The 13,384-nt window shown below is 36.1% G+C and carries 6 protein-coding genes; all 6 read left to right on the plus strand.

Annotation, left to right across the window (positions count from 1 at the left end; genetic code table 11):
* Window positions 1-148: 148 nt before the first annotated feature.
* A complete protein-coding gene (locus tag GR162_RS08075) occupies window positions 149-3,487 on the plus strand; it encodes a SusC/RagA family TonB-linked outer membrane protein (protein WP_160781704.1) in 3,339 nt (1,112 codons plus the stop codon).
* Window positions 3,488-3,506: 19 nt separating this feature from the next.
* Window positions 3,507-5,507: a RagB/SusD family nutrient uptake outer membrane protein gene (locus GR162_RS08080; protein ID WP_160781705.1), complete on the plus strand. Its 2,001-nt coding sequence runs from the start codon at window positions 3,507-3,509 to the stop codon at window positions 5,505-5,507.
* A 104-nt stretch (window positions 5,508-5,611) separates the two neighbouring features.
* Window positions 5,612-7,324, plus strand: coding sequence for a polysaccharide lyase (locus GR162_RS08085; RefSeq protein ID WP_160781706.1), 1,713 nt, complete (start codon window positions 5,612-5,614; stop codon window positions 7,322-7,324).
* Between the two features lie 104 nt (window positions 7,325-7,428).
* On the plus strand, window positions 7,429-8,118 hold the full coding sequence (locus tag GR162_RS08090; RefSeq protein ID WP_160781707.1) for a DUF3826 domain-containing protein: 690 nt from the start codon (window positions 7,429-7,431) through the stop codon (window positions 8,116-8,118).
* A gap of 48 nt (window positions 8,119-8,166) precedes the next feature.
* Complete coding sequence (locus GR162_RS08095) at window positions 8,167-9,873, plus strand: polysaccharide lyase (RefSeq protein ID WP_160781708.1); 1,707 nt, start codon at window positions 8,167-8,169, stop codon at window positions 9,871-9,873.
* 263 nt (window positions 9,874-10,136) lie between these two features.
* The gene (locus GR162_RS08100; RefSeq protein WP_370516234.1) at window positions 10,137-13,289 is read left to right on the plus strand and encodes a DUF6298 domain-containing protein; all 3,153 of its coding nucleotides are present in this window, start codon (window positions 10,137-10,139) and stop codon (window positions 13,287-13,289) included.
* Window positions 13,290-13,384 lie beyond the last annotated feature (95 nt).

Here is a 13,384-nt window from a genome sequence, read left to right on the forward strand (position 1 = left end):
CATCATCATATTTTTGGAATACTAAAATAAATGTGTTTTAGACATTTAATAAAATTAATTTAATATTCCGTTAAGAAAAATTTTGTTAATAGCTGGGGCGCATTAAACATGACTAACTAACATTAATAACCTAACCAAAAAAACATTTATGAAACAAGCACTTATAAAAAGATGTAGTTTTCTTTTGTTTACACTGATGAGTGTATTGAGTTATGCTCAAAGTAATCAAGTTACAGTAACTGGAGCTGTTACAGATAATGTATCAGGGCTTCTTCCAGGAGTAAACGTGACAGAGAAATCTACAAAGAATACAGTTACAACAGATTTTAATGGTAAGTATCAGATTAAAGTAAAACCAGGTGCTACTTTGGTATTTTCATTTATTGGAATGAAAAAATTAGAAATTCCAGTTAACGGACGCGCAATAGTAGATGCAAAATTATCTGAAGATTCTAATGTACTGGATGATATTGTAGTTGTAGCATACGGGACCCAGAAAAAGAATAATGTTACAGGAGCAATTGTTACCTTAAAACCAGATGATTTTCAGGATTTACCTGTTTCAAATTTATCTGAGGCATTAAGAGGTTTGACACCAGGTTTAAATGTTGATGGTGGAGCTGGACGTCCTGGAGATGCTGCAACTCTTCAGATTCGTCAAACTTTTGGTTTCTCAAAAGATGGTAATTCATCTATTCCATTGGTAGTTATTGACGACATGGTGCAGATTGATCCTCAAAACGGGAAGCCTACGTTAGAGACTTTTAATCAATTGGATCCTTCAGAAATTGAAAGCATGACAGTTTTAAAAGACGGTTCAGCGGCAATTTATGGATCGAGAGCTTCACAAGGAGCTATTATTGTGAAGACTAAAAGAGGAAAATCAGGGAAACCAAAATTTACTTATTACAGCCAATATTCTTTCAATGATGCAGTAAGCCATGGTAAAACAATGAGTGCTTATGAGCATGGAATTTGGAAAAATAGATTTTTGAATTCAAATCTAGATCCTGTAGCATCTAAATATTTTTCTGCTGCAGAACTAGAACAAATGAAAAGTCTAGATTATGATTGGCTTAAAAAAGCTTGGAAACCAGCTACACAACAAAGACAGTCACTTTCTGCAAGTGGCGGAACTGAAAAAGCTACGTATTTTGCTGGTATTACCTACTTTGATCAAGGACCGAACTTAGGAGAGCAGGATTATAAAAAATGGAATTTCAGAACAGGAACAAATATTAAAATCTCTCAAGATTTAGAATTTTCTGCGTCGGTTTCTGCTATTACAACAGATGTTACTAAATCATACACTAAATCTTCAGCAAATTTAAATGATAGCAGTTTTGGTTCAGCCGCTGGAGGTGAACAAGCAGATTATGCTTATTTATTACATATGCCAAAGTACGTTCCTTGGGATACTACAATAAATGGCCAAACGTATTGGGTGTCTCCTTTTCCACGTTCAGATCGTAATTTAGGAAGTGCAAACGCTAATACCACTATTGCAGGATGGAACTATTTTGCAGCTTTAGATGCTGGAAAACAAATTGAAGAGCAATTTTCATATAATGTGAATTTATCTTTGGAGTATAAGTTGCCATTTATAAAAGGTCTAAGTGTAAAAGGGAGTTTTGCAAGAAGCCAGTCAAGTAGTTATACAGAGCAGTTTCAGCTACCTTATGATTTACTAAGAATTGCCAATCATGAAAAGCAAGATAACCACCTTTTAACTGCAAGTTCAGAGTTTGCAAATGGTGGAAAACCAGACACAAATACACGCGGCTCAAGAGCATATTATACTACAGATTTGGATAAATTAATCCAAGCTAACTTTTTTGCAACATACGCGAGAACATTTGGAAATCATAATGTATCAGCAATGTTTGGTTATGAGCAATCAGAAGCTTGGAACAAAAGAGTTCGTTTAGCTTATGAAGGAACTTCAAAAGACTTTTTAGGAAATAGTACTACTGCTGGACCTATAAGCACAAACTCAGAAGCTGTGAAAGTGGAGTCAGGTACTCAGTCTTACCTTGGACGTTTAAACTATAACTTTAAAGACAAATACCTTGTTGAGTTTATATTTAGGAGTGATGCTTCTACTAAGTTTGCACCGCAAAACTATTGGGGCTTTTTCCCAGGTGCTCAATTAGGATGGGTGGTCTCTAGAGAAGATTGGTTTACTGAGAATGTTTCTTGGATTAATAATTTAAAATTACGTTACTCAATCGGAAAAACAGGTAAGGACAATATTGATTATTGGAGATGGCTTCAGTTTTATGAGCCATTGGCAGACAAGGGAGCACAATTTGGAGGGAATGGAGGTCTTTTAGGAGGTGGAATTACACCACGTCCAAATCCAAATGAAGACGTGCATTGGGATACTACAATTAAAAATAATATTGGTATAGATGTGGCCTTCCTTAAAAACAGACTACAAATTTCTGCAGATTACTACTATGATAAAACAACAGACGCTTTGATTGGATTGGCAGGTGAAGCAGGTACTCCAATTACTGTTGGAGGTGGTTTTGCAGAAGTGAATTATGCTGCGGTTGATAGCTGGGGAAGTGAGTTTAGTTTAAACTGGAATGATAAAATTAAGGAAAACTTTAGCTATAATGTTGGAATTAACTTTGCGTTTAACAATAATGAAATCAAACAATATCCTACACTTGCAAGACCAAATGCAAATATGAATGTAACAGAAGTTGGTCATTCTACGTTTTTTCCTCAATGGGGATTCAAAACTTGGAAAGGAACTTCAACAGGTGACGGTATCTTAAGAACAGATGAGGATATAGCTAATTATTGGAATTATTTAACAGAGAGAGCTACGGCAGTAGGAGGGGTTCCTAACTATTTAACTATCAACAATGTAAGTATGATGAGAAAAGGAATGTTGGCTTATGAAGATACGGGAGGTGTTTATAATGCGTCAACAGGCACTCAAGCTGGAGCTGATGGTAGAATTATGGCAAATGAAGATTACGTTAAATTGGCAAAAAACAATAGAGTATATGGTTTTACAAGTAATCTTGGATTCAAATATAAAACGTTCTATTTTAAAACACAGATTCAAACTTCATGGGGTGGCTACAGATCTATCGACTTAGTAAAACAAGGGGTTGGTTCTGCCCATAACGATTGGTCTCACGAATCTTTCTGGACAGATATGTACGATGCTACTGATAATCCTAATGGTAAGTATCCTAACATGGCGCAAGAATCTGCTTTAGTTCCATCAGATTTCTGGCAGTTAGATACTTTTAGATGTGTAATTAGAAATATGTCTTTCGGATTTGAACTTCCAAAAGAAGCTATGAAGCAATTAAATATCCAAAAAGCTACTTTAGGTGTAACAGGTAACAATCTTTGGGATTTATATAATCCTTATCCAAATCATTACAGAAATATGTATGATGATTCAGTTTCAAGATATCCAACTCTTAGAACTTGGTCAATTAATTTGAATGTATCATTCTAATTTTATTTAAAAAACAATTATGAAAGCAAAAATTTGTACATATATAGCAATGATACTTTTAATGGTATTGGGAGTTTCATGCAGTGACGACTTTTTAGAAGATAAAAAACAGTATAAGTATTATGACGCTGAGTTCTTTAAAAGTGAAGAGCGTGTTAATTGGTATGTAAACAATTTATACTATGATTTTTATGACGGATACAAAACACCAACAGCAGTAGTTGTTGGATCCTGGACAACGACTCAAACTTCTTATACGGAAGAGGTCGGTGGTATTTCGGCTATGATTAATCCAAATATAACTTTGGAAAATGCGGCGGATGGATCGGGCTATTTCGGAAAGACATTAGTTGAAAACCCTTCAAATGATCCATATAATAGAATTAGAGATTGTAATGTAATGTTGGAGAGAATTGATGTTGATGGAGCTAATTTATCTCAGACATTTCGTGATCAAATTAAAGGTCAGATGTATTATTTACGCGCCATCCAATACTTTGATTTAATGCGTACTTATGGTGGTGTTCCAATTGTAACAACAGTTCAAACTCCTTCTAAAGACGATCCGTCAATAAAAATACCAAGAGCTACAGTTACGGAAGTGGTTAAGCAAATTGTTGCAGATCTTGATTTAGCAGCTGGCTTACTGCCTCCAAAATGGCCTGCCAGCGATTATGGCCGTTTTACAAAAGGAGCAGCAATGGCTCAAAAAGCTCGTGTATTGCTAACATATGCAAGTCCATTATTCAATAAAAATTGGGATTCATCGACAGAACGTTGGGATGCAGCTTTAGCGGCTGGATTAGCGGCAGAAACAGAATTGACTTCACAAGGGCATGGATTATATGGAACTACTGCAAGAGATTGGGAGAGAATGTTTTATCTTAATGATAATGCATTCATTTCGGAAGCTATTGTTGTTAAGCTTTTAGCAAGCAGTACGACGGTTACTCCTTCTTTACAGTCTAATAACTCTTGGGAAAGATCGATTCGATTAACAAGCCAAGGCGGACAAGGAAGTGGTGGAGTTGATGCTCCTAAAAGTATGATTGACTTATTCCCTATGGCTAGTGGAAAAAGACCTACAACCGCAAATAATTATGACCCTTTCTTATTTTTTAAAGATCGTGACCCACGTTTTTATAGAACATTTGGATTTTCAGGAAGTTATTGGCCTTACAATAATAGTTTGCCAACAGTTGCGGCACCTACTGTTTGGGCATATCGTTGGACGACTCCTTCCAATGCTAATACTTTTGGCTTTAGTATGGGGAATGATGTGGCAAGCCCTGCCTTTATTCGTAAAATGTCAAGTCCGACGGTAAGTAATGCGTCAAACTTCCAAATCTCTGGAACAGATATTATGGAATATCGTTTTGCTGAGTTGGTATTGAACATTGCAGAATGTTATGCTGCTAAAGGGGATATTGGAAATACGATTGCTTATTTGGGAAGAATTCGTAAACGTGTTGGAATTGCTGCTACAGATAACTATGGAATAGGTACATTGGGAGATAAATATGCAGCTTTAGAAGCTTGTTTATATGAGCGTAGAGTAGAGTTAGCTTATGAAGGAAAACGTTTTTGGGATACTCAAAGATGGATGCTTTATAGTGATGATGCTTCAATTAATGACCAGACAAATGCTAAACTTGGTATTCCAGTAATAAACGGTACACAACGTATTGGAAATTATTTACATTATAAAAATGGAACAAGCGCAGCAGGTACAGATCCTTTAGCAAATGCTCGTGCTTCTATTTCTGTAGATCCAGATGCATCAAACTTTCAAGCTCAAATTACTGCTTTAGCAACATTTTATACAGCTAATTTCGAATTACGTTCTCCGCCAACACCTATGGATAATGTTGGTAATGTTGCGACTCCAATTTCATGGAGATCTAATTACTACATTATGGGATTAAATCAAAGTGCTTTAGTGAATAATCCTTGGTTGACGCAGACGGTAGGATGGAAAGATGGTAACGGTGCCGCAGGTACTTTTATCTACCAAGAATAAATTTAACTATTAAGAAACAGAAAATTATATAAAGCTTTTCACCTGTACTTCTCAAAAGATACAGGTGATTTGTTTAAAAAGAATTACCACAACTAGAAATTAACATGAAAAATTCTGCATTATTTATCGCATCATCTCTGCTTTTTTTGGGAAGCGCAAAATGTTTTGCACAATATCCGAAGATAAGTCCAGAAGTTCAGGCTCAGGAAAAAGCAATTAAAGAAGAAGCTCAAAGACTTTCTGATGAAGCTTGGGCAAAAGCTTTAGTAGTTATTGAAGAAGAAGCAAAACATGGAAAACCTTATATTCCGTGGGCAGCAAGACCAACTGATTTACCTCAAGCTGAAATTCCAGCTTTCCCAGGTGCCGAAGGTGGCGGAATGTACACATTTGGAGGCCGTGGCGGAAAAGTATACACCGTAACAAGTTTGGAAGATCGTGGGCCTGGAACTTTGCGTGAAGCCTGCGAACAAGGAGGAGCGAGAATAGTGGTATTTAATGTTGCTGGAATTATTAGATTAAAAAGTCCGTTGATTATTCGTGCGCCATACATTACAATTGCAGGACAGACAGCTCCTGGTGATGGTATTTGTATAGCTGGAGAGTCAACTTGGATTGATACGCATGACGTAATTATCAGACACGTACGATTCCGTCGTGGAGAAACTTTCGTAGGACGCCGTGATGATGCAATTGGTGGAAATCCTGTTGGAAATATCATGATCGATCACGTTTCCGCAACTTGGGGATTAGATGAAAACATGTCAATCTACAGACATATGTACAATCCAGGACCAGGTTATCCAGATATTAAAGTGGGAACGGTAAATATTACTATCCAAAACAGTTTATTCGGAGAAGCTTTGGATACTTACAATCATGCTTTCGGAAGTACTTTAGGAGGAGAAAACTGTTCTTTCATGAGAAATATGTGGGCCAACAATGCAGGAAGAAACCCTTCTATTGGATGGAACGGAATTTTCAATTTTGTAAATAATGTCGTTTTCAACTGGTATAACAGATCAACAGACGGTGGAGATTATACTGCAAATTACAACATCATTAACAACTTCTACAAACCAGGTCCTGTAACCGATTTGACACAGCCAATCAGTTATAGAATTTTAAAACCAGAATCAGGAAGAAGCAAATTGCCTTATATGGTTTTTGGTAGAGCTTATGTAAACGGAAACGTTATTAATGGAAACGAAAAAGTTACTAAAGATAACTGGGACGGCGGAATTCAGCTAGAAAATAAAAAAGGTGAATTGATGACGTATGACGAGGCAAAAGAATACTTCGCTAAAATGAAAGTGAACAAACCTTTCCCAATGCCATGGTTCAACAAATTTATGACTGCTGAAGATGCTTATGAATTTGTTCTTAAAAATGTTGGAGCGACTCTTCCAATAAGAGATAAAGTAGATGAAAGAATCGTAAGAACTGTAAAAACTGGAGTTCCTGAATATGCAAAAGGATTAGAAAAAAAGACTTTCTACCAATTTGAACACAGACGTCTACCGATGGATTCTTATAAAAAAGGAATTATTACTGATATTTCGCAAGTGGGCGGCTATCCAGAATACAAAGGAAAACCGTATGCAGATACAGACAAAGACGGAATGCCTGATGCATGGGAGAAAAAATACGGTTTAAATCCGAATGATCCGTCTGATGCACAAGGAGATTTAAACGGAGATGGATACACTAATATCGAAGATTATATCAACGGTGTAAATCCTGCGATAAAAGTAGACTGGAAAGATTTGGCTAATAACAAAGAAACATTAGTTAGACCTTTATTAGATTTAAAATAAGAAAAACTGAAATAATTGTTAAACACATAGAAACATAGAATTTTAATATAAAAAAGGAAATAAAAGAAAATCTAAGCTTCTATGTGTTTAAAAAAACAAAGACAATGGCACTAAATAAAATAAACGCAGGTTTGTTATCGCTGGTTTTTGCATTTTCAACTTTAAATGCGCAACAGCATTTAGATCCTGAATATGTAAAGGTTACCAACGAAAGAGCTGCAAAAATTGTTACCAAATTAGATTTGAAAAACGAAGCTAAAGAAAAAGCGGTTTCAAACATTATTGCACAACAATTCAGAGATTTAAGTGAAATTCAGGACGGAAGAGATGCTGAAATCAAAAAAGTAAAAGAAGACACTTCTTTAGCTAAAGAAAAACAAAACGAAAAGATTGATAAACTGAAAACAAAAGCAGACGAATCAATTGCCAAACTGCACAAATCTTATATCAAAAAATTAGGTAAAGAATTATCAGAAGACAAAATCACTGAAGTAAAAGACGGAATGACTTATGGCGTTCTTCCAATCACGGTGGCAGGTTATAATGATATGCTTCCAAACTTAACTGCAGAACAAAAAGATTACATCTACAAAGCTTTAGTTGAAGCCAGAGAACATGCCATGGATGCTGGTTCATCTAAAGAAAAACACGGCTGGTTTGGCAAATACAAAGGGAGAATCAATAACTATTTATCAAAACAAGGTTACGATTTAAATAAAGAAAGTGCTGATTGGCACAAACGTATTGAAGAAAGAGAAAAGAATAAAGCAAAAGATTCTACTTCAAAAGAATAATCTCTTAAAACTTTACACCAAAAACTATTAACGACACCACAAAATTCAATGCAAAATATTTTTCCCAACCGTACTTTAAAGAGAACATTTATGGCGCTGTCATTTTGTTCGCTTGTTTCGTCGGCCTATGCCCAATATCCTGTAATTCAAAAAGAGGTTCAAGCAAAAGCAGATACTATTTTGGCTGACGAAGAAAAAAGACTAAGCGAAATATGGAACGCTAATCTGCATGTAATCAAAGAAGAAGCAAAGCAAGGAAAACCTTATTTACCTTGGGCTTCATATCCAAAAGATTTTGTTCAGGCAGATATTCCTGCTTTCCCAGGTGCAGAAGGCGGTGGCGCATACACACAAGGCGGACGTGGCGGAAAAATATTTGTGGTAACGAGTTTAGAAGACAGCGGAAAAGGAACTTTTCGTGAAGCCTGTGAAGCCGTTGGAACAAGAACAATTGTTTTCAATGTTTCGGGAATAATTCAGTTGAAAAAGAGAATCAGCATGCGTGCACCTTACGTGACCATTGCTGGACAAACCGCTCCTGGAGACGGAATTTGTATTGCGGGAGAAACTTTAGAAATCGACACACACGACGTAATCATCAGGCACATGCGTTTTAGACGTGGTGCAACTGAAGTTACGAGAAGAGACGATGCTCTTGGAGGAAATCCAATGGGAAACATTATCGTTGACCACTGTTCTGTAAGCTGGGGATTAGACGAAAATATTTCTTTATACAGACATCAATTTGCAGCAAATGCAAAATCAAAACTGGAAAAATTGCCAGCTTGTAATATCACGATTCAAAACACGATTTCATCAGAAGGTTTAGATACTTATAATCATGCTTTCGGAAGTACAATTGGCGGATTAAATAGTACTTTTATACGTAACTTATGGGCCGACAACATTTCTAGAAATGCTTCTATCGGAATGTATGGCGACTTTAATTTTGTGAATAACGTAGTATTCAATTGGTGGAATCGTACCCTTGATGGAGGTGATTATCGTTCGATGTTGAACATCATCAACAATTATTTTAAACCTGGACCAATTACACCGCAAAATGAACCAATTGCTCACAGAATTGTAAAACCGGAATCAGGATATATTGAGCCAAAACAATACGGAAGAGCTTACGTTTCAGGAAATTTTATTGTAGGTTCACCTGAAGTTACAGCGGATAACTGGAATGGCGGAGTACAATTGGAAAATCTTCCTGAAGCTGAAACAAAGGAATTTTTAGCAGCAATCAAACAGTCAAAACCTTTCTCAATGCCAGCATTCAAAATTATGGGAGCAGAAGAAGCTTACGAATATGTTTTAGCGAATGTTGGAGCCACAATACCAAAAAGAGATGCAGTTGACGAAAGAATTATCAAACAAGTTAAAACAGGAAAAATCGAAGTTAAAGACGGTTTAGAAAATAACATCGGAAAAGAATATATCAAAAGAAGATTGCCAGCAGATTCTTATAAAAAGGGAATCATAACACATCCTGACCAAGTTGGCGGATATCCAACTTACAAAGGAAAAGCCTATAAAGATTCAGATAACGACGGAATTCCTGATGCATGGGAGAAAAAATACGGTTTAAATCCAAATGATGCTTCAGATGCCAATAAAGATTTAAACGGAGACGGTTACACCAACATCGAAAAATATTTTAACGGAATCGACCCAACCAGTAAAGTTGATTGGACGAAAATCGAAAATAATATGGATACTTTGGCGAAATTAAAGTCTTTATTACAATAGAAAAATTAGGAAGACCTAACAGGTTTTTAAAACCTGTTAGGTCTCTTAAATGCAATATCCGCTTAGTTTGTCATTTCGACGAAGGAGAAATCTTCGCAAGAAACTCCACAAAGTATATCAATCTTTGGCAATATAGCAACGAAGATTTCTCCTTCGTCGAAATGACAAGATTGGAGAAAATAGGATTTTATAAATTTATTGTTCTTTAAAAGGTTAATTTTAAGAATATAAAATCTAAACACTGAAATTTAAATTAAGAAAAAGTGAATTTCAATCAATTACAAAATATAGTTTCTTCTTATAAAAACACATTTTCATTAATGTGTATTACTTTGTTTATTAGTGGAAACATCACAGCTCAAAACAATTTTCCAGACATCGTAAAAACCAAAGAAGGCAAATTTTCTTTTACGACAGATAGTCAAGGAAATCAAATCCCTGATTTTTCTTTTGCAGGATATAGAAATTCTGAAGTTGCGCTTCCGAATCTGGAGAACAAGATTTTTGTTTCTAAACAAGAAGAAGATGCCACACAGAAAATCCAAAATGCAATTGATTATGTAAGCGCATTAAAACCAGATAAATCAGGTTTTCGCGGAGCCGTTTTGTTAGACAAAGGAACTTTCAAAGTTAGCGGAACCTTATACATCAGAAAATCAGGAGTTGTTTTAAGAGGAAGCGGTAATGGCGAAAACGGAACTGTACTTTTAGGAACTGGATTAGAAAGAGAAGCTTTAATTAGAATTTTGGGTGTAAACGATAAAATTTATAAAGATGCATTTGAATTTGCTAATGCTTACACACCGCTTGGGACTCAAAAAATCCAATTAAAAAATGCTTCGAAATTAAAAGTTTCGGATGAAATAGAAATCAGCAAACCTTTGACAGATAATTTCATTAAAGAAGTAAACATGCAGGATTTTGGCGGAGAAACTTCTTGGATTGGATGGAAAAAAGGTGCTTGGGATATGACTTGGAATCGAGTTGTGACCAAAATCAATGGAAATGAAATTACATTGAATGCTCCAATTACAATGGCATTAGATGATGTTTTCGGAACTTCAAAAGTAACCGTTTATTCATGGCCAGGAAGAATTGAACATTCAGGAGTTGAAAATATCTTAATGAAATCAACTTTCAATGTTTCAAATGCAAAAGACGAAGAACACAGATGGCAGGCAATCAGCATTGAAAACACTAGGAATGCTTGGGTAAAACAAGTTAATTTCAAACATTTTGCCGGTGGAGCAGTTACGATTTTAAAAACAAGCCAGCAGATTACAGTAGAAGATTGTATTGCTACAGAACCAGTTTCAGAAATTGCTTCATTCAGAAGACATACTTTTTATACAGAAGGTCAGCAGACGCTTTTCCAACGTTGTTATTCTGAATTTGGATATCATGATTTCGCTGTGGGAGGATTTGGAACAACAGGTCCAAATGCTTTTGTGCAGTGCGAATCACATCTTCCATTCAACAATAGCGGAGCAATCGGAAGCTGGACAACTGGCGTTTTATTTGACATCGCTAATATCGACGGTGCAGCCTTAAGCTACAACAACAGAGAACAAGGCGGAAGAGGAGCAGGATGGACAGCAGCAAATTCTGTAATTTGGGAGTCTTCGGCATCAAAAGTAGAATGTTACAGTCCCCCAACAGCACAAAACTGGGCTTTTGGAGTTTGGGGACAATTTGGAGGAAACGGACATTGGAAAAACGTAAACGAACATATCAGTCCAAGAAGTTTATTCTACACACAGTTAGAAGCCAGATTAGGAAAACTTCCGGTTCAGCCATTTATTTACGATTTAGGTTCAGAAGCTTCTTCAAGTCCGAGTGTAGAAGTAGCTGAGGAATTGACTAAAAACTCAGCTACGACAGCAAAAAGTTTGCAAGAATTGATTTCAGAAGCTTCAAGAGCAAATCCGATAAATACAGATAATAAAGGTTTAAAAAATGCAAACGATTTAAAAGTTGTTCCAAATAAAACAGAAAAATCAACTTCTAAAGTAACAACAGAAAATGGCTGGTTAACTTTTGAAGGAAAAGTAATTGCAGGAAAACAAAGCAACGTAGCATGGTGGAGAGGCGATTTAACTGATGATTTCGTAAACAAATCAACACCACATATTACTCGTTTTGTACCTGGAAGAACAGGAAACGGATTGACAGATAAAGTTCAGGAAACAGTAGATTATTTGACTAAAAATAATATCGTTGCCTTAGAACATAATTACGGTTTATGGTACGACAGAAGAATGGACGATCACGAACGCGTTCGCAGAGTTGATGACGATGTTTGGCCTCCGTTTTACGAACAGCCTTTCGCAAGAAGCGGAAAAGATTTCGCCTGGGATCATTTGAGTAAATACGATTTAACAAAATTCAACGATTGGTATTGGAGCCGTTTAGCGCAATTCGCAACGCTTGCAGAACCAAACGGAGAATTGTTAATCAATCAGCAATATTTTCAGCACAATATTTTGGAAGCCGGAGCGCACTGGGCAAGTTCGCCTTGGCGTTCTGCAAACAATATCAACAGCACAGGTTTTCCTGAGCCACCGCCTTATGCAGGAGACAAACGCATTTTCATGGCGGAACAGTTTTACGATATTACGAATGCTCAAAGAAGAAAACTACATGAAGGTTTTATCAGAAAATCATTTGAGAATTTTCAGGAAAACAGCAACGTAATTCAGTTAACAAGTGCCGAATATACAGGTCCGTTACATTTTATGGAATTTTGGTTAGACCAAGCCCAAAAATGGAAAGATGAAACTGTTAAAAAAGGATTAATTGGTTTAAGTGCTACGAAAGATGTTCAGGACGCGATTTTAAATGATGCTAAAAGAGTAAAAACAGTTGATGTAATTGACATTCGCTATTGGTATTACAAAGAAGACGGTTCAGCTTATGCACCGCAAGGAGGCGTTAATTTAGCACCAAGACAACACGCCAGAAAACTGAAAACGGGAAAAGAAACCGACAATCAAGTTTATCGTGCCGTTCGTGAATACAGAGAAAAATACCCTGAAAAAGTCATTTTATATTCAACAGACGGTTCATCAAGATTTGGATGGCCGGCTTTGATGGCAGGAGCCTCATTGCCAAATATTCCGAAAATCGAGTTGCCTCAGTTTTATTCCGCTTTAAGCGAAATGAAATTAGTTGACGGAAATACGTTTTCAGATAATCTTTGGAAATTGGAAAACAAAGGAAAAAGCTATCTTTTTTATTTGAAAAACGACCAAGATATCACAATCGATTTAGCAAATGATAAAGGAACATTTGAAGTATTTGCAATCAATGCTTCAACAGGAAATATTACCAAAAAAGCCAACATCAGCGGAGGAAAACAAGTCACAATCCCACAAGCTGAGATAAGAGAAAAAGTGCTTTTTGTAGTGAAAAAATAAAAGTTTTAATAGCCACGAATTCACGAATTAATCAGATTAAATTAAGAATAAAATCTGCTAAATTTCCCAAATCTGCGAGAAAAAATTTCACGCAG

Origin of the sequence: Flavobacterium sp. HBTb2-11-1, assembly GCF_009826975.1 — a bacterium.
Classification (GTDB): Bacteria; Bacteroidota; Bacteroidia; order Flavobacteriales; family Flavobacteriaceae; genus Flavobacterium.